At 70.1% G+C, this 18826-nt stretch carries 16 protein-coding genes; 12 read left to right on the top strand and 4 right to left on the bottom strand.

Annotated elements, in window-relative coordinates:
• Nucleotides 1-144: 144 nt before the first annotated feature.
• From mycP to ABT154_RS32990, 3 genes are all read left to right on the top strand, one after another.
• Nucleotides 145-1266: a type VII secretion-associated serine protease mycosin gene (gene mycP, locus ABT154_RS33000; RefSeq protein ID WP_502969656.1), complete on the top strand. Its 1122-nt coding sequence runs from the start codon at nt 145-147 to the stop codon at nt 1264-1266.
• A gap of 190 nt (nt 1267-1456) precedes the next feature.
• Nucleotides 1457-1795: a WXG100 family type VII secretion target gene (locus ABT154_RS32995; RefSeq protein ID WP_351861937.1), complete on the top strand. Its 339-nt coding sequence runs from the start codon at nt 1457-1459 to the stop codon at nt 1793-1795.
• 53 nt (nt 1796-1848) lie between these two features.
• Nucleotides 1849-2139, top strand: coding sequence for a WXG100 family type VII secretion target (locus tag ABT154_RS32990; RefSeq protein WP_351861935.1), 291 nt, complete (start codon nt 1849-1851; stop codon nt 2137-2139).
• Nucleotides 2140-2205: 66 nt separating this feature from the next.
• On the opposite strand, the gene ABT154_RS32985 is transcribed toward ABT154_RS32990, so the two are convergent.
• Entirely contained in the window at nt 2206-2490 is a 285-nt protein-coding gene (locus ABT154_RS32985; RefSeq protein ID WP_351861933.1) for a DUF397 domain-containing protein, read from the bottom strand.
• A gap of 63 nt (nt 2491-2553) precedes the next feature.
• Nucleotides 2554-6507 (bottom strand): type VII secretion protein EccCa, encoded by a 3954-nt coding sequence (gene eccCa / locus ABT154_RS32980; protein WP_351861932.1) that lies wholly within the window; start codon nt 6505-6507, stop codon nt 2554-2556.
• A gap of 183 nt (nt 6508-6690) precedes the next feature.
• On the opposite strand from eccCa, the gene eccD reads away from it, so the two are divergent.
• From eccD to ABT154_RS32950, 6 genes are all read left to right on the top strand, one after another.
• Entirely contained in the window at nt 6691-8169 is a 1479-nt protein-coding gene (gene eccD, locus ABT154_RS32975) for a type VII secretion integral membrane protein EccD (RefSeq protein WP_351861930.1), read from the top strand.
• 267 nt (nt 8170-8436) lie between these two features.
• Complete coding sequence (gene rpsO / locus ABT154_RS32970) at nt 8437-8727, top strand: 30S ribosomal protein S15 (RefSeq protein ID WP_056565800.1); 291 nt, start codon at nt 8437-8439, stop codon at nt 8725-8727.
• Nucleotides 8728-9005: 278 nt separating this feature from the next.
• On the top strand, nt 9006-11222 hold the full coding sequence (locus tag ABT154_RS32965) for a polyribonucleotide nucleotidyltransferase (RefSeq protein ID WP_351861928.1): 2217 nt from the start codon (nt 9006-9008) through the stop codon (nt 11220-11222).
• On the top strand, nt 11219-12598 hold the full coding sequence (locus ABT154_RS32960; RefSeq protein ID WP_351861926.1) for a M16 family metallopeptidase: 1380 nt from the start codon (nt 11219-11221) through the stop codon (nt 12596-12598). The genes ABT154_RS32965 and ABT154_RS32960 overlap by 4 nt, the downstream gene beginning before the upstream one ends.
• A 24-nt stretch (nt 12599-12622) precedes the next feature.
• Nucleotides 12623-13375 carry a 4-hydroxy-tetrahydrodipicolinate reductase gene (gene dapB, locus ABT154_RS32955; protein ID WP_351861925.1) on the top strand — a complete coding sequence of 251 codons (753 nt, stop codon included), beginning with the start codon at nt 12623-12625 and terminating at the stop codon, nt 13373-13375.
• A gap of 5 nt (nt 13376-13380) precedes the next feature.
• A complete protein-coding gene (locus ABT154_RS32950; RefSeq protein ID WP_056565787.1) occupies nt 13381-13833 on the top strand; it encodes a tetratricopeptide repeat protein in 453 nt (150 codons plus the stop codon).
• 50 nt (nt 13834-13883) lie between these two features.
• Here the strand turns inward: ABT154_RS32950 and ABT154_RS32945 are convergent, their stop codons facing one another.
• Together ABT154_RS32945 and ABT154_RS32940 are read right to left on the bottom strand one after the other, a co-directional pair.
• Nucleotides 13884-14444, bottom strand: coding sequence for an SCO5741 family PH domain-containing membrane protein (locus tag ABT154_RS32945; protein WP_351861923.1), 561 nt, complete (start codon nt 14442-14444; stop codon nt 13884-13886).
• Nucleotides 14445-14498: 54 nt separating this feature from the next.
• Complete coding sequence (locus ABT154_RS32940) at nt 14499-14738, bottom strand: hypothetical protein (protein ID WP_351861921.1); 240 nt, start codon at nt 14736-14738, stop codon at nt 14499-14501.
• Nucleotides 14739-14892: 154 nt separating this feature from the next.
• Here ABT154_RS32940 and thyX point away from each other — a divergent pair, with 154 nt between their 5' ends.
• The 3 genes from thyX to ABT154_RS32925 all read left to right on the top strand — a co-directional run bounded on the left by thyX (nt 14893) and on the right by ABT154_RS32925 (nt 18496).
• On the top strand, nt 14893-15633 hold the full coding sequence (thyX, locus tag ABT154_RS32935) for an FAD-dependent thymidylate synthase (RefSeq protein ID WP_056565777.1): 741 nt from the start codon (nt 14893-14895) through the stop codon (nt 15631-15633).
• A gap of 178 nt (nt 15634-15811) precedes the next feature.
• Nucleotides 15812-16711: a 4-hydroxy-tetrahydrodipicolinate synthase gene (gene dapA, locus ABT154_RS32930; protein ID WP_317874333.1), complete on the top strand. Its 900-nt coding sequence runs from the start codon at nt 15812-15814 to the stop codon at nt 16709-16711.
• 99 nt (nt 16712-16810) lie between these two features.
• The gene (locus ABT154_RS32925; protein ID WP_351861918.1) at nt 16811-18496 is read left to right on the top strand and encodes a ribonuclease J; all 1686 of its coding nucleotides are present in this window, start codon (nt 16811-16813) and stop codon (nt 18494-18496) included.
• Nucleotides 18497-18826: the final 330 nt, after the last annotated feature.

Here is an 18826-nt window from a genome sequence, read left to right as displayed (position 1 = left end):
ACGACGTACCGCACGACGGCGTACCGCGCGGGCGCCCTGCTCGCCGCCGGCACGCTCACCGCCCTCCTCGCGGCCCCGGCCGCCGCCGCGGAGCCCGTACCGGGACAGTGGGAGCTCGACGGCAGCGGCGAGTGCACCTTCCCGATGAAGAAGCAGATCGAGGGCACCCCCTGGCCGCTCCAGCGGGTCCTGCTCGACGAGCTGTGGCAGGACACCAAGGGCAAGGGCGTCCGCGTCGCCGTCATCGACACGGGCGTCGACGACGTCAACCCGCAGCTGAGCGAAGCCGTCGACGCCAAGGCGGGGAAGGACTTCCTCAAGCCCGACAAGAAGAACCCGGGCTACGGCGACGAGTTGCGCGGCAAGACCGACGGCACCGTCGACGACGTCGGCCACGGCACGAAGGTCGCCGGCATCATCGCCGCCCACCCGCGCAAGGGCACGGGCTTCGTCGGTCTCGCGCCCGAGGCGACGATCATCCCGATCCGGCAGAACGACGAGAAGAACAGCGGCAAGTCCGACACGATGGCGCTGGCGATCGACTGGGCGGTCAAGCAGAAGGCCCACGTCATCAACATCTCGCAGGACACCACCCAGCCGCTCGCCGCGGACTCGCCCATGGGCCTGGCCATCGCCCGCGCGATCGAGGCGAACGTGGTGGTCGTCGCCTCCGCCGGGAACGACGGCATGGACGGCGCGTTCAGGAACACCTACCCGGCCGCCTTCCCCGGTGTGCTCGCCGTAGCCTCCTCCGACCGGAACAACGAACGTGCCGCGTTCTCCCAGTCCGGCACCTTCGTCGGCGTCGCCGCACCCGGCGTCGACATCGTCTCCACCGTCCCCGGCGGCGGCCAGTGCGTCGACAACGGCACCAGCTTCTCCGCCCCGTACGTCGCCGGCGTCGCCGCCCTGCTCCGGGCCAAGCACCCGGACTGGACGGCCGCCCAGATCGTCGCCCGGATCGAGCAGACCGCCGTCCGCTCGATCAACGGCCGCGACAAGCACGTCGGCTGGGGCATCGTCGACCCGGTACGGGCGCTCGCCGACACCCCTCCCGGGGTGGCGCCCTCCGAGCCCACCGCCGACCCGGGCCCGCCCAAGGCGCCGGCCCCCGAGCCGGCCGCACTGGCACTGTCGGAGACTCCCCAGGAGCGCTCCGAACGGCTCGCCACCTACACGTTGGGGATCGGTGTCGTCCTGGTGGCCGTGGTCACCGGAACGGCCGTCGTGATCCGCGACAGCCGCAGGGGAAGGAGGGCCCGTTGACCCGCGTATCGGTCAAGTATCCGGACCTTCCTTTGCAGTTGGAACTGCCGCCGCCAATGGCTAAAGTGACCGCTGGGCGCACGGTAGTGCGAACCCAGCACGGGGGCGGCATCAGAAGATTCCCGTCCGCATCACGACCGGATGGCCCGACGGCCCGGCCGTCGACGCCACCGAAGGAAGAAGGGGCAAGATGTCGAAAGACCTGAACGTAACCAGTGCCGAACAAGTCAAGCTCGCCGGCCGGATCCAGGACTTCCACGACGAGCTCCAGGCCCGCATCACCTCCCTCAACGGCGTGGTGGACCGCATCCAGGCGGGCTGGCAGGGCGCTGCGAGCAAGGAGTACGACCGGGTCCAGAACGACCTGAACCAGCGTCTCCGCAGCATGCGCGTCGAGCTCGTGAAGCTCGAGGAGATCATGCGCATGAGCGCGGACGGGTTCACGCAGGAGGAGGACGACCGCATTCGGTCCTTCCGCACCATGGACGACACCGCCGCCGGCCAGAGCGCCATCCTCGGCATGGCCTGAGCGGTCCTGCCCGACCAGTCCTCCGCGCCACTCTCACTTCAGGAGTCATCACCATGACCACTGCGGTCAATTACGACACCGTGACGCAGGCGGCGGCCGACGTCCGCCTCACCTCCAGCACCCTCACCCAGAAGCTGGAAGACCTCATGGCCGAGGTCAACCGCGTCGCCTCCAACTGGGAAGGCGAGGCGAAGATCGCGTACCGCGAGAGCCAGGACCGCCTGACCCGCGACATGGGCGGCATGAACTCGGACCTGCGGCGCATCGCCCAGCTCCTCGACGATTCCGTCGTCGGCTACCGGGACACCGACAAGGGCAACGCCGCCCGGTTCCGCATGATGTGAGCACCCACGCACACGCGTGAGGGGGTGGCCCGTCCGACGGGCCACCCCCTCACGCGTGTCACGGCGTCACCGCAGGTCGAACTCGCCGTCCTTGGCCCCCAGGACGAACGCGTCCCACTCGGCCTTCGTGTAGCGCAGCACCGTGCCCTTGTCGAGGGACGAACGCATCGCCACCCCGCCCTCGGGCAGCCGCGCGATCTCCACCCGCTCCTCGTCCGGGCCGGTGCCCGGCGCGCCCTCCCAGCTGACGCCCGAGATGTCGAGCGCGTACAGCTCGTCCTTCTGCCGCTGCTTCTCGGCGGCCAGAGCGGCGTCCGCGCTCTCGGTGGTGGTCTCGTCGACGTCGCTCATCGGCGCTTTCCCTTCGCGGTGGTGCGGCGGTCCCTCCCACACTAGTGGGAGGGACCGCTCCGCTCAGTGCTGTTCCGGCAGCCAGCCCAGCTGGACCAGCGGCGTGCCCCGCTTGCGCGACACGAACGTGCCCCGGCCCTGCGGCATCGGCCGCGCCCGGACGTTGCCGAGGATGTCGCCCTCGCCCGGGTCACCGGACAACAGCACGCCCTGCGCGCCCAGTTCCTTCATCCGCTGCATGAACGGCTCGTACATCGCCCGGGAGGCACCGGCGGCGTTGCGTGCCACGATGAACCGGATGCCGACGTCCCGCGCGAACGGCAGGTTCTCCACCAGCACCGCCAGCGGGTTCCCCGAGTTGGTCGCCACCAGCTCGAAGTCGTCGACCAGGACGAACAGTTGCGGACCCGACCACCAGCTGCGGTCGCGCAGCTGCTGCGGGGTGATGTCGGGCTTCGGCGCCCGCTTCGTCATCACCGTGTTGATCGCGTCCATGTGCATCTGCATGGCCGACGCCATCGGCGCGTACTCCAGGAGGTGCGAGGGCGCCACCGCCTCCAGCATCGTCCGCCGGTAGTCGCCGACCACGATCCGCGCCTGCTCCGGGGTGTACCGCTCGCACAGCTGCTTGGCGATCAGCCGGAGCAGCGCCGTCTTGCCCGACTCGCTCTCGCCGAACACCAGGAAGAACGGGTCCGACTCGAAGTCGACGAACACCGGCTCCAGGTTCGTCTCGTCGATGCCGATCGCGATGCCGTGCTGCGGGTACTCGAAGCCCTTCGGCAGCCGCTCCGCCGGCAGCTTGCGCGGCAGCAGCCGCACCGCGGGCGCCGGAGCGCCGGTCCAGCTCGACTGCACGGACCGGACGAACGCCGCCGTGCCCTCCGACAGGTCGTCCGCCGAGCTCGCCCCGTCGATCCGCGGCAGCGCGCCCATGAAGTGCAGCTTCTCCGGCACCTGACCGCGACCCGGGACACCCGTCGGCACGTTCGCCGCGACCTTCCGGTCGAACTCGGAGTCCATGACGTCACCGAGCCGCAGCTCCAGCCGGCCCAGCATCTGGTCCTTGAGCGCCGCCCGGACCTCCATGTACCGGGCGGCGGTGATCACGACGTGGATGCCGTAGCCCAGACCGCGCGCCGCGATGTCGGAGACGACCGGCTCCAGCATGTCGTAGTCGTTGCGGAAACCGCCCCAGCCGTCCACGACGAGGAAGACGTCGCCCCAGGCCTCGCCCGGCAGCTCACCGGCAGCCCGCTTGCGCCGGTAGGTCGCGATCGAGTCGATGGAGTTCGAGCGGAAGAACTCCTCCCGCCGGTTCAGTACGCCCAGGACCTCCGCGACCGTCCGCCGCACCCGCTCCGGGTCCAGCCGAGACGCCACCCCGCCGACATGCGGCAGGTCGGCGAGCGAGATCATGCCGCCGCCACCGAAGTCCAGGCAGTAGAACTGCACCTCCGCCGGTGTGTGGGTGAGCGCGAAGGACGAGATCAGCGTCCGCATGATCGTCGACTTGCCGGACTGCGGACCGCCGACCACCATCATGTGACCGGCCGCGCCCGAGAAGTCCCGGTACAGCACCTCGCGCCGCTGCTCGAACGGCTTGTCGATGAGGCCGAGCGGCACGGTGAGCCCGCCCTGACGTGTGTACTCCGTCGCCGTGAGCCCCCGGTCCGCCGTCTGCGCGAGCCCCGGGAGCAACTGGTCGAGCGAGGGCGCCTGGTCGAGCGGCGGCAGCCACACCTGGTGCGCCGGCACCCCCTGACCCTCCAGCCGCCGCACGATCACGTCGAGGACGGTGTCCGCGAGCGCGTCGTCCTCCTCGGCACGCTGCGCCGTGAGGTACGCCGGGTCCGGAGCCGCGTACACCACCGGCACCGGCGCCGCCGTGAACAGCGCGGGGCGCCGCTCCACCGGCAGCTGCCCGATCTCCAGGCGCGGCCCGCCCGTCCGGTAGGTGCCCGAGACGTACGCCGCCTTGAAACGCGTCATCTCGTCCGTACCGAACTTCAGATAGCCCGAACCCGGCACCGAGGGCAGGTGGTACGCGTCCGGGACACCGATCGCCGTCCGCGACTCCGCCGCCGAGAAGGTCCGCAGACCGATCCGGTACGAGAGGTACGTGTCCAGGCCGCGCAGCTTGCCCTCCTCCAGGCGCTGCGAGGCCAGCAGCAGATGCACGCCCAGCGAACGGCCGATGCGGCCGATCTGGATGAACATGTCGATGAAGTCCGGCTTGGCGGTGAGGAGTTCGGAGAACTCGTCGATCACGAGGACCAGCGAGGCCAGCGGCTCCAGCGGGGCACCCGCCGCCCGCGCCTTCTCGTAGTCGTGGATGTTCGCGTAGTTGCCCGCCGAGCGCAGCAGCTCCTGCCGCCGCTGGAGCTCACCGCGGATCGCGTCGCCCATGCGGTCGACCAGCGTCAGATCGTCCGACAGGTTGGTGATGACCGCCGCCACGTGCGGCATCTGCGACATGCCCGCGAAGGTCGCGCCGCCCTTGAAGTCCGCGAGGACGAAGTTCAGCGTCTCCGAGGAGTGCGTCACCGCCAGACCGAGCACCAGCGTCCGCAGCAGCTCCGACTTGCCGGAACCCGTCGCGCCCACGCACAGACCGTGCGGGCCCATGCCCTCCTGCGCGGCCTCCTTGAGGTCCAGCATGACCGGCTGGCCGTCCTCGCCGACACCGATCGGCACCCGCAGGCGCTCGGCCACCGACCGAGGCCGCCAGGTCCGCGCCACGTCCACCGAGGCCGCGTCACCCAGGTTCAGCAGATCCGTGAAGTCCAGATTGGCGAGCAGCGGCTCGTCGTCGTCCCCGCCGCCCATCCGCAGCGGCGCCAGCTGACGGGCCAGCGCCTCCGCCGCGGGCAGCGAGATGCCGTCCGGCAGCCCCTCGTACGCGAAACCGCCGCCCGACTCCAGACGCAGCCGGCCCGGCCGCACCACCACGGAGAGACCGCCTCGCGGCTCGTCCAGGTCACCGGGGACGACCTCCACGATCGTCACACCCTGAAGGCCCTCGGGCGCCGCGAGCAGCGAGTCCGGCGGCACCAGACCGCCGTCCAGGACCACCACCACGTGCGGCTGGTCCAGGACCGGCTGGTTCTCCCGCGAGAACCGCGGCCGGCCGTCCAGCCGGGAGCGGACCAACTGCTCGAGATCGCTCAGGTCGTCGCCGAACAGCCGCTTCGTCCCGGCCCCGTCGACCTGGCCCGGAACCTGGGTGTGCGGCAGCCACTTCGTCCAGTCCCAGCGCTCCTGCGCGGGACGGGCCGCGACCACGGCCAGCATCAGGTCGTCGGGGGAGTGCAGCGTCACCAGCTGCGCCACCAGGGCGCGCGCCGTCGCCTGCGCCGACTCCGGCTCACCCGACACCGTCACGTGGTAGAACGCCCGCATCGAGACCGCCATCGGCAGCCCGTCCAACGTGCCGTGCACCGCGAGGAACTGCTGCATCGCACCCGCGCACAGCGGCTCCAGCTCGTCCACGGGCGCCGTGTCCGGTGCCACCAGCGGCGTCGCCAGCTGCTGCGCGCCGAGCCCGATCCGGGCCTGCCCGAAGTCGTGGTCGCCGACCCGCCGTTCCCACACCCGGGAACCCTCGGCCACCACCGACCACAACTGCTCGGGGGAGGGGTGCAGATACAGCTGCGCGTCCCGCTGCCTGCGGGCCGTGCGCCGCACCGTACGCCGGGTCTGGGCGAGGTATTTGAGGTAGTCGCGGCGGACATCGGCCATTTGCCCCTGCGTACCGCGACGGAATCTGACGAACTGCGCGACGGCCATCGCGACCGTCGAAGCCAGCATCAGCGTGCCCATGATCCGCATGATCGGCGACGGCGTCATGAAGAAGAAGACCACCGAGGAACCCATGCCGAGCATCGGCAGGAGCTGCATCAACGCCGACTCCTGCTGACCCCGAGGGAGTTCCGGCGGAGACTCCAGGACCAGTTCCTCACCGGGCACTTCCGGCGGAAGCGACCTCGGCGGGCGTTTGACGACGATCTGGCTCACCGGCGCATCAATCCCTCGTTGGAGGCGGGCTCGTGGCGGGAGCATCCGCTCGGCACCCCTGTCGGCAGCCGGGCGCACGGACTTCCCCCATGGGACGGCGATCCTACTTGCAGCCCCCACCGGCCGTCCCCGGTAGGGTGGCGCGCGCATCGTGCGCAACCGCGAATCAGGGGGTCCAGACACGTGAGTACGACCGCAGCGACCGGCTTCTGCCGCGTCACCGTCGTGGCGCCGGACAGCCGCATCGACGTCGCACTCCCCGAGGACATCGCCGTCGCCGACGTCTATCCGGAGATCCTGCGGCTCACCGGGCAGACCCAGGCCGCCGGCACCCCCACCGGGTACCACCTGGTGCGCCGCGACGGATCCGTCCTCGACGGCGCCCGCACCCTCGTCGCCCAGCAGGTCCTCGACGGCGAGGTGCTCTCCCTTCGCCCGTTCGCACAGTCGCTGCCGCCGGCCGTCTACGACGACGTGTCCGACGCCGTCGCCTCCGCCGTCACCCGCGACCGGCACCTGTGGAGCGACGAACTGCTGCGCGGCGCCGGACTCCTCGGCGGCGTGCTGCTGCTCGTCCTGATGGGCTTCGTCCTCTGGTTCGCCGACCCGGTCCGCCACGACATGCACAGCCTCCCCGGGATCATCGCCGGCGCCGGGGGCTTCCTGCTGACCGCCTTCGCCGGAGTGCGCGCCCGCGTGTACGGCGACCGGGCGACCGCCGTCGCCCTCGGACTCGGCGCCCTGCCCCTGCTGCTCATCGCGGGCTCCGGCATCATCGCCGCCGACCCCGGCCAGGGCCCCGGCCGGCTGCAGTTCCTGCTCGGCTCGGTGACCGTGCTCGTCGCCTCGGTGGCGCTCGTCGCGCTCACCCCCAGCGGTGACGCGCCCTTCGTCGCCGCCACCTTCCTCGCCGCCGTCGGCACCCTCGCCACGTTCCTGGCGATCCTCACCGACTCCTCCGCCACCGAGACGGCCGCCCTCTGCGCCCCCGTCGCGATCGGACTCGTCGCCTTCCTGCCCGGCCTCTCCGCCCGCTTCGCCCGGCTCCCCATCGGTTACGCGGCCCCGCGCAGCGCCGCCGACGACGAGTTCCTCGGCGACCCGCAGCAGCCGAGCGGCGAGGAAGCGCAGCCCGTCGACGGCGAGCGCATCGCGCTCCAGGCCCGCCGCGGCCACGAGATGCTCCTCGGTCTGGTCGGCGGCTGCGCGGCCGTCGTCGTCGGCTCCGCCGCCGTCCTCGGCTTCGCCGGAAACGTCTGGGGCCAGCTCCTCGCCCTCGCCGCCGGCCTCGCGATGCTGCTGCGCGCCCGGCTCTTCCGCTACACCTCGCAGGTCGTCTGCGTCCTGGTCGCCGGCATCGCCGCCATCGCGTTGCTCGTCCTCGGCCTCTCCCTCAACCCGCCGGCGGACCTCGTCAAGGAGTTCCTGATGTACGGGGACCGGGGCGGCCTGGACATCCGTACGATCTGGCTCACCGCCTCCGTCGCCGCCGGCGCCGCCCTGATCACCGCGATCGGCCTGATCATCCCGAGGAAGGGCCTCTCGCCGTTCTGGGGTCGGCTGCTCGACCTGGCGGAGGGCTTCGTCCTGCTGTCCCTCGTCCCGCTCTGCCTCGCCGTCCTCGACGTCTTCACCAGCGTCCGGGCCCTCACCAGCAAGTAGCCGGCCGGCCCCGGGCCCTCACCAGCAAGTAGCCGGCCGGCCCCGGGCCCGTACCGGCGAGGACCGGGTGGCCCCGGGCCCGCTGCGGCGAGCTGGTACGCTGTGTGACGGCCGTTTGTGTACGCGCTCCCGGAACATCGCCCGACCTGGTCGGGAAACCTCTGGAAGCTGCGCTCATCGGACCTTCGCCCGTCGAGTCACGGAAGCTTCCCCTGAGACCTAGACCAGGGGCACTCGCGGGCGCACGAACACCAAGAGGAGATCCGCGTGGCTCTCGACGCCGCTGTCAAGAAGCAGATCATGACCGAGTTCGGCACCAAGGAGGGCGACACCGGCTCTCCCGAGGTTCAGGTCGCGATGCTGTCGCGTCGCATCTCGGACCTGACCGAGCACCTCAAGCAGCACAAGCACGACCACCACTCCCGTCGTGGTCTGCTGATCCTGGTCGGCCAGCGCCGCCGCCTGCTGCAGTACCTGGCCAAGAAGGACATCCAGCGCTTCCGTGCCCTGGTCGACCGCCTCGGCATCCGCCGCGGTGCGGCCGGCGGCGCCAAGTAAGGACGCCGTGAAGGGAGCGGTTCCCACTTTCAGGGGGCCGCTCCCTTTGCCGTACGTGCACAAAGTGTGCGCACCGGCTTAGTCTGGTCGCACAACCCCATACGACGAGCGAGAAGCCGCCGGCCAGCCGCCGGTCCTCGGTAGTGGCCCCCGGACGAATCACCGGGTGCTTCGATCGAAGACCGGCCCGCACCCGAGGCGCCTCTCCGCCGCCGTCGCCACCGTCCCCGGCCACACGGGCCCCGGACGCAAAGACGAACACGTAGGAGAAACCACTAGTGGAGAACGAGACCCACTACGCCGAGGCCGTCATCGACAACGGCACCTTCGGTACCCGCACCATCCGCTTCGAGACCGGCCGTCTGGCCAAGCAGGCCGCCGGCTCCGCCGTCGCCTACCTGGACGACGACACGATGGTCCTCTCGGCGACCACCGCCTCGAAGCGCCCCAAGGACCAGCTCGACTTCTTCCCCCTCACGGTGGACGTCGAGGAGCGGCAGTACGCGGCCGGCAAGATCCCCGGCTCCTTCTTCCGCCGGGAGGGCCGCCCCTCCGAGGACGCGATCCTCACCTGCCGCCTGATCGACCGCCCGCTGCGCCCCTCCTTCAAGAAGGGCCTGCGCAACGAGATCCAGATCGTCGAGACGATCATGGCGCTCAACCCCGACCACCTGTACGACGTGGTCGCGATCAACGCCGCCTCGGCGTCCACGATCCTGGCGGGCCTGCCCTTCTCCGGCCCCATCGGCGCCACCCGCGTCGCCCTGATCAAGGGCCAGTGGGTCGCCTTCCCGACGCACACCGAGCTCGAGGACGCCGTCTTCGACATGGTGGTCGCCGGTCGCGTCCTGGAGGACGGCGACGTCGCGATCATGATGGTCGAGGCCGAGGCCACCGAGAAGACCATCCAGCTCGTCGCGGACGGCGCGGAGGCTCCCACCGAGGAGATCGTCGCCGCCGGCCTCGAAGCCGCGAAGCCCTTCATCAAGGCGCTCTGCAAGGCCCAGTCGGACCTCGCCGCCAAGGCCGCCAAGCCCACCGGCGAGTTCCCGGTCTTCCTGGACTACCAGGACGACGTCCTGGAGGCGCTCACCGCCGCCGTCAGGGGTGAGCTCGCCAAGGCGCTCACCATCGCCGGCAAGCAGGACCGCGAGGCCGAGCTCGACCGCATCAAGGAGGTCGCCGCCGAGAAGCTCCTGCCGGCCTTCGAGGGCCGCGAGAAGGAGATCTCGGGCGCCTACCGCGCGCTGACCAAGAAGCTGGTCCGCGAGCGCGTCATCAAGGACAAGGTCCGCATCGACGGCCGTGGCCTGACGGACATCCGTACGCTCGCGGCCGAGGTCGAGGCCATCCCGCGCGTGCACGGCTCGGCGCTGTTCGAGCGTGGCGAGACCCAGATCCTGGGCGTCACCACCCTGAACATGCTCCGCATGGAGCAGCAGTTGGACACCCTCTCCCCGGTGACCCGCAAGCGCTACATGCACAACTACAACTTCCCGCCGTACTCCGTCGGCGAGACCGGCCGCGTGGGCTCGCCCAAGCGCCGCGAGATCGGCCACGGCGCGCTCGCCGAGCGCGCCATCGTGCCGGTGCTGCCGTCGCGCGAGGAGTTCCCCTACGCGATCCGTCAGGTGTCCGAGGCCCTCGGCTCCAACGGCTCGACGTCGATGGGCTCGGTCTGCGCCTCCACCATGTCGCTGCTGAACGCCGGTGTGCCGCTCAAGGCCGCCGTCGCCGGTATCGCCATGGGTCTGATCTCCGAGGAGATCGACGGCCAGACGCACTACGTCGCCCTCACCGACATCCTCGGTGCGGAGGACGCCTTCGGCGACATGGACTTCAAGGTCGCCGGTACGAAGCAGTTCGTGACCGCGCTCCAGCTCGACACCAAGCTCGACGGCATCCCCGCCTCGGTCCTGGCCGCCGCGCTGAAGCAGGCCCGCGACGCGCGTCTGCACATCCTCGACGTGATGAACGAGGCGATCGACGTTCCGGACGAGATGTCCCCGAACGCGCCGCGCATCATCACCGTCAAGATCCCGGTGGACAAGATCGGTGAGGTCATCGGCCCCAAGGGCAAGATGATCAACCAGATCCAGGAGGACACCGGCGCCGACATCACGATCGAGGACGACGGCACCATCTACATCGGTGCCCAGCAGGGCTCGCAGGCCGAGGCCGCCCGCGCCACGATCAACTCGATCGCCAACCCGACCATGCCGGAGGTCGGCGAGCGCTACCTGGGTACGGTCGTCAAGACCACCACCTTCGGTGCCTTCGTCTCCCTCATGCCCGGCAAGGACGGCCTGCTGCACATCTCGCAGATCCGCAAGCTCGCCGGTGGCAAGCGCGTGGAGAACGTCGAGGACGTGCTCGCGATCGGCTCCAAGGTCCAGGTCGAGATCGCCGAGATCGACCAGCGCGGCAAGCTCTCCCTGATCCCCGTGATCGCGGACGAGGACGCCGAGGGCGACAAGGACGACGCTGCCAAGTGACGTCCCGTAGTTCCGTGACGACGGCCCGCCCCTCCTCGGAGGGGCGGGCCGTCGCCCGTACCCAAACGCTTCTCCCGGGCAAGGACGGCATCGGCACGGTCCGCCGAACGACCCTCCCCGGCGGCCTCCGGATCGTCACCGAGACCCTCCCCTCGGTGCGCTCCGCCACCTTCGGCATCTGGGCGCACGTCGGATCCCGCGACGAGACCCCCGCGCTCAACGGCGCCACCCACTACCTGGAGCACCTCCTCTTCAAGGGCACCCGGCAGCGGTCCGCCCTCGACATCTCCGCCGCCATCGACGCGGTCGGCGGCGAGATGAACGCCTTCACGGCGAAGGAGTACACCTGCTACTACGCCCGGGTGCTCGACACCGACCTGCCGCTGGCGATCGACGTCGTCTGCGACATGCTCACGGGCTCGCTCATCCTCGACGCGGACGTGGACGCCGAGCGCGGCGTCATCCTCGAAGAGATCGCGATGACCGAGGACGACCCCGGTGACGTCGTGCACGAGCTTTTCGCGCGGACGATGTTCGGCGACACCCCGCTGGGCCGCCCGGTCCTCGGCACCGTCGACACGGTCAACGGCCTGAGCCGCGGCCAGATCGCCCGCTTCTACAAGAAGCACTACGACCCGACCCACCTGGTCGTCGCCGCCGCGGGCAATGTCGACCACGCGACGGTGGTACGTCAGGTCCGCCGCGCCTTCGAGAAGGCCGGCGCCCTCGGGCGTACCGACGTCACCCCCATCGCCCCGCGCGACGGCGTGCGCACGCTGCGCGCGGCGGGCCGCGTCGAACTGCTCAACCGCAAGACCGAGCAGGCCCACGTGGTCCTCGGCATGCCGGGCCTGGCCCGCACCGACGAGCGCCGCTGGGCCCTCGGCGTGCTGAACACGGCCCTCGGCGGCGGCATGTCCTCCCGTCTCTTCCAGGAGGTCCGGGAGAAGCGCGGCCTGGCCTACAGCGTGTACTCGTACACCTCGGGCTTCGCCGACTGCGGCCTCTTCGGGGTGTACGCGGGCTGCCGGCCCGGCCAGGTCCACGACGTCCTGAAGATCTGCCGCGACGAGCTCCACAAGGTCGCCTCCGACGGCCTCACGGACGACGAGATCGCCCGCGCCGTCGGCCAGCTCTCCGGTTCGACCGTGCTGGGCCTGGAGGACACCGGTGCGCTGATGAACCGCATCGGCAAGAGCGAGCTGTGCTGGGGCACCCAGATGTCGGTGGACGACATGCTGGACCGGATCGCGGCCGTCACCCCGGACGAGGTCCGGGAGGTCGCCCGCGATGTACTGGACCAGCGGCCCTCGCTCTCGGTGATCGGCCCGCTGAAGGACAAGCAGGCGGACCGCCTCCACCAAGCGGTCTCCTGACCCCTAGTCCCCTAAGGAAGAGCAATGAGCAAGCTGCGTGTGGCGGTCCTCGGAGCCAAGGGCCGCATCGGCTCCGAGGCCGTGAGGGCCGTCGGGGCCGCCGAGGACATGGAACTGGTCGCGGCCCTCGGCCGCGGGGACGAGCTGGAGGCGCTCACCGAGGCGGGCGCCCAGGTCGTGGTCGAGCTGACCACCCCGGACTCGGTCATGGCGAACCTCGACTTCTGCGTGCGCCACGGCATCCACGCGGTCGTCGGCACCACCGGCTGGACCGAGGACCGCCTCGCGCAGCTGCGGACCTGGCTCGCCGCCTCCCCGGAGACCGGCGTCCTCATCGCTCCGAACTTCTCGATCGGCGCGGTCCTCACCATGAGGTTCGCGCAGCTCGCGGCCCCGTACTTCGAGTCGGTCGAGGTCGTCGAGCTGCACCACCCGCGCAAGGTGGACGCCCCCTCCGGCACCGCGACCCGGACGGCCCAGCTGATCGCCGCCGCCCGCACGGGGGCCGGCCTCGGCGCCCAGCCGGACGCGACCGCGACCGGCCTGGACGGGGCGCGCGGCGCCGACGTCGACGGCGTCCCGGTCCACTCCGTACGCCTCCGGGGCCTGCTGGCCCACCAGGAGGTGCTGCTCGGCAGCGAGGGCGAGACGCTCACCGTCCGCCACGACTCGCTGCACCACTCCAGCTTCATGCCGGGCATCCTTCTGGGCGCCCGCCGCGTGACCAGCACTCCGGGCCTCACCTTCGGCCTGGAGAACTTCCTGGACCTGGGCTGACGGGCATGGGCGGAAAGATCACGTACGTCTTCCTCGCCACCGTCCTCGTGCTGGTCTTCGGGGTGGTGGGGATGGAGGGCGTCCTGCTGCTCCTCACGGGCGAGCCGGCCGCCATGGCCATGGGCGGGGTGGCGTTCCTGCTGCCCGTCGTCGGCGGCTGGTTCCTCTGGCAGAACACCCGCTTCGCCCGTCGGGCGAACCGCCTCGCCACCGAACTGGAGGCGGAGGGCGGTCTGCCCGTCGACGAACTCAAGCGCACCGAGGGCGGCCGGATCGACCGCGACTCGGCCGATGAGGTCTTCGCCCGGCGCAAGGCCGAGACGGAGGACTCACCGGACGACTGGCGCTGCTGGTTCCGGCTCGCGGTCGCCTATCACGACGCCCGGGACACCCCCAGGGCCCGCAAGGCGATGCAGCGGGCCATCGCGCTCCACGAGGGGCGTCCGGTCGGCGTCTGACGGCACGGCGGGTGCTGCCCGCCGTGCCGTGGTGTTCCCGAAGGTCCCGGTCAGCGCGTGGCGGCCGGGACCACGCCGTACTCGGAGTTCCAGGCCTCGACCGTGTCGGCGGCCCGCTCGAAGGCCTCGACGCGGGAGAGGAAGTCGGCATTGTGGTCGGTGAGCAGCAGCAGCTGCTCACCACCCTGCCGGCCGAGCACCAGGGCCTGGCCCTGGACGGTGCGGGGGAGTCCCAGCCAGCGCACGGGCTGCTGCACGGTCCGCACGGAAGTCACCTTGGCCCAGGGCACGGTGACGGTCGAGAAGAAGGCGACGCGGCGCGCTCCGGCGCGGCTCACCCAGGTGCCCATACGGAGCATCCGCAGGGCGGCCAGGATGGCGAGCACCGCGATGCCCAGGGTGGCGGACGCCCCGCCGAAGGCTCCGGCGGCCGCGATGATCACCGCGGCGAGGAGCACGAACGAGGCGAGCAGCAATGTCAGCGCCGCCGCCCCGACCCGCCATGACCCCGGCCGGTAGGGACGGCGCCACTGATCGTGGTCGTCGAACGGCAGGGCGACGTGGTCGGTCGTGTCAAAAGCACGGTCGGCCGTCAGAAAGGGCAGGGGCACGACGGTTCCTCACTCACAAGCACGCTCGAAGGGGCAGTGCCCGGTGAGGCTACCTCAGCGGTTGTCGGAGGCCTCCGACTGCTGCTGGTGAGCGGCGGACCCGCCCGACTGCAGGGATGGCATCCCGAAGATCAGGGAGCCGACGAGGCCGGCCACCACGGTCAGTCCGATCAGCGTACGGCCCACGATCTGCGAGGCGTTGAGGCGCTCCCGGGGCGGTGGAGTGACGTTACTGCGGAAGTGGTCGGCCTCCGCGACGAACGCGAACGGTACGGCCTCTCTCCGGCTGAACATCAGGGCCACTCTCCTCGGTAGTCGTCGTCCTTCACAGGTAGAGACGACAGAACCGGCACTTTGGTGCCCTTTTTCACCAAAGCGGCCGAATCTCATCCTCCGGTAGGACGTCGTTAGAGTGGGCGACTGCAACAACCGAACGGAAGGACCGCTGGTGACCGACAGCCCCACCGAGAACGTGAAGATCGACTTCCGGAGCGACGTCACCGTTGATCTGGTCAAGAGCGCGGCGGCCGACTCCGACGTCCTCTGGGCGGCCCGGGTGTCCACCGCGGGCGAGCAGTCCCTCGAAGAGCTCCAGAAGGACCCCGAGCGCTCGAAGGGCCTGATCAACTACCTGATGCGGGACCGCCACGGCAGCCCGTTCGAGCACAACTCGATGACCTTCTTCATCAGCGCCCCGATCTTCGTGTTCCGGGAGTTCATGCGGCACCGCGTGGGCTGGTCGTACAACGAGGAATCGGGCCGCTACAGGGAGCTCCAGCCGGTCTTCTACGTCCCGGACACCTCCCGCAAGCTCGTCCAGGAGGGCCGCCCCGGCAAGTACGTCTTCGTCGACGGCACCCAGGAGCAGCACGAGGTGGTCAGCCGGACGATGGAGGAGTCGTACCGGACGGCGTACGCCACTTACCAGGAGATGCTGGCGGCCGGCGTCGCCCGCGAGGTCGCCCGTTCGGTCCTCCCGGTCGGTCTGTTCTCCTCGATGTACGCCACCTGCAACGCCCGCTCGCTGATGCACTTCCTCGGCCTGCGCACCCAGCACGAGCTGGCGGCGGTCCCGTCCTTCCCGCAGCGGGAGATCGAGATGGTCGGCGAGAAGATGGAGGAGCACTGGGCCCGGCTGATGCCGCTGACCCACGCCGCCTTCAACAAGAACGGCCGTGTGGCCCCGTAACGCACACACGTCCGAAGGGCTCGCGCGAAGTGTCCGTATTGCGACGTTTCACGAAGTTCATCTAGGCTGATCAAACGGACCCGGCGCTGCCTGAACCCCCGAGCAGGCAGCGCCGGGCTCCCTTTCTCCTGTCCCCCTCGGGGACACCCGGCGCTGAGCAGCGAGTAGCGTGTTACCCATGGCTCCGATCTCCACTCCGCAGACCCCCTTCGGGCGGGTCCTCACCGCCATGGTCACGCCCTTCACGGCGGACGGCGCACTCGACCTCGACGGTGCCCAGCGACTGGCCACCCATCTGGTGGACGCAGGCAACGACGGCCTCGTCGTCAACGGCACCACCGGCGAGTCCCCCACCACCAGCGACGCGGAGAAATCGGAGCTGGTACGAGCGGTACTGGAGGCGGTCGGCGACCGCGCCCACGTCGTCGCCGGCATCGGCACCAACGACACCCACCACTCGATCGAGCTCGCCCGCACCGCCGAGCGCGACGGCGCCCATGGCCTGCTCGCCGTCACGCCGTACTACAACAAGCCCCCGCAGGAGGGCCTGTACCGGCACTTCTCGGCCATCGCCGACGCCACCGAGCTCCCGGTGATGCTCTACGACATCCCCGGCCGCAGCGGCGTCCCGATCGACACCGAGACGATCGTCCGGCTCGCCGAGCACCCGCGCATCGTCGCCAACAAGGACGCCAAGGGCGACCTCGGCCGCGCCAGCTGGGCCATCGCCCGTTCCGGCCTCGCCTGGTACTCCGGCGACGACATGCTCAACCTGCCCCTGCTCTCCGTCGGCGCCTGCGGCTTCGTCTCCGTCGTGGGCCACGTCGTCACCCCGGAACTCCGGGCCCTCCTCGACGCCCACCTCGGCGGCGAGGTCCAGAAGGCCACCGAGATCCACCAGAAGCTGCTCCCCGTCTACACCGGCATGTTCCGCACCCAGGGCGTCATGACCACCAAGGCCGCGCTCGCCCTCCAGGGCCTCCCGGCCGGCCCGCTGCGGCTGCCGCTCGTGGAGCTCTCCCCGCAGGAGACCGAGCAGCTCAAGGTCGACCTGGCCGCCGGCGGGGTAGAACTCTGACAACGGACTTCACAACTGAACACTGACAACAGCAAGTGCACGAATGTCATGCGCGCCACGTGCCAAGAGGTACGTGGCGTGCGTGGTGAGGAGAGTCTTTTGAGTCATCCGCATCCTGAACTCGGTGCTCCGCCGAAGCTCCCGAAGGGCGCCCTGCGCGTCATCCCACTCGGCGGGCTCGGCGAGATCGGCCGGAACATGACGGTCTTCGAGTTCGACGGCCGTCTGCTCATCGTCGACTGTGGCGTCCTCTTCCCCGAGGAGGAGCAGCCCGGCGTCGACCTGATCCTGCCGGACTTCACCATCATCCGGGACCGCCTCGACGACATCGAGGGCATCGTGCTCACGCACGGGCACGAGGACCACATCGGTGCTGTCCCCTACCTGCTCCGGCTCAAGCCGGACATCCCGCTCATCGGCTCCAAGCTGACCCTCGCCCTGATCGAGGCCAAGCTCCAGGAGCACCGCATCCGCCCCTACACCCTTGAGGTGAAGGAGGGCGACCGAGAGGTCCTGGGCGCGTTCGACTGCGAGTTCATCGCGGTCAACCACTCCATCCCGGACGCGCTCGCGGTCGCCATCCGCACCCCCGCGGGCATGGCCGTCGCCACCGGCGACTTCAAGATGGACCAGCTGCCGCTGGACGGCCGCCTCACCGACCTGCACGCCTTCGCGCGGCTCAGCGAGGAGGGCATCGACCTCCTGCTGTCCGACTCGACGAACGCCGAGGTCCCGGGCTTCGTTCCGCCGGAGAAGGACATCTCCAACGTCCTGCGCGCGGTCTTCGCGAACGCCCAGAAGCGCATCATCGTGGCCAGCTTCGCCAGCCATGTGCACCGCATCCAGCAGATCCTGGACGCCGCCCACGAGTACGGCCGCAGGGTGGCCTTCGTCGGCCGTTCCATGGTCCGCAACATGGGCATCGCCCGTGACCTGGGCTACCTCCGGGTCCCGGCCGGCCTCGTCGTGGACGTGAAGACCCTCGACGACCTGCCGGACGACGAGGTCGTGCTGGTCTGCACGGGCTCCCAGGGCGAGCCGATGGCCGCCCTGTCCCGGATGGCGAACCGCGACCACCAGATCCGGATCGTCCCCGGCGACACGGTCATCCTTGCGTCGTCCCTCATCCCGGGCAACGAGAACGCGGTCTACCGCGTGATCAACGGCCTGACCCGCTGGGGCGCGCACGTCGTCCACAAGGGCAACGCCAAGGTCCATGTCTCGGGCCACGCCTCGGCCGGCGAGCTGCTGTACTTCTACAACATCTGCCGCCCGAAGAACCTCATGCCGGTCCACGGCGAATGGCGCCACCTGCGCGCCAACGCCGAGCTCGGCGCGATGACGGGGATCCCCAAGGACCACATCGTCATCGCCGAGGACGGCGTCGTCGTCGACCTGGTCGACGGCCGCGCTCGGATCACCGGCAAGGTCCAGGCGGGGTACGTGTACGTCGACGGCCTCTCGGTCGGCGACGTCACCGAGACCTCCCTCAAGGACCGCCGGATCCTCGGCGAGGAGGGCATCATCTCGGTCTTCGTCGTGGTCGACTCCTCCACGGGCAAGATCGTGGGCGGCCCGAACGTCCACGCCCGTGGCTCGGGGATCGACGACGCCGCGTTCGACGCGGTGCTCCCGAAGATCGACCAGGCGCTCAACAAGTCCTTCCAGGACGGCGTCGTGGAACCCCACCAGCTCCAGCAGCTGATCCGCCGCAGCGTCGGCAAGTGGGTCTCCGACACCTACCGCCGGCGCCCGATGATCCTCCCGGTCGTCGTCGAGGTCTGAGACGTCTGACCAGCGCGACACCGGAGCGGGGCCCCTCGATTTGCATCGGGGCGCCCCGCTCCAGTACGTTTACGGCTCCGCCAGAACGGGAACCCCCGGCGCCGACGTGTGCAGGAACGGTTCCACGGGAGGTGGGAAATCCGACTCAGGTCTTCTGATAAAGTCGGAAACGCCGAAAGGCCCCCGGAGTGAAAACAAAAGGGACCGGAAAGCACCGAGGAAATCGGATCGGAAAGATCTGATAGAGTCGGAAACGAAGGAAGCGCCGGAGGAAAGCCCGAGAGGGTGAGTACAAAGGAAGCGTCCGTTCCTTGAGAACTCAACAGCGTG

It is taken from the genome of Streptomyces sp. NPDC001728 (genome assembly GCF_040297565.1).
GTDB lineage: Bacteria > Actinomycetota > Actinomycetes > Streptomycetales > Streptomycetaceae > Streptomyces.
This window is presented reverse-complemented; position numbering and strand designations above follow the sequence as displayed.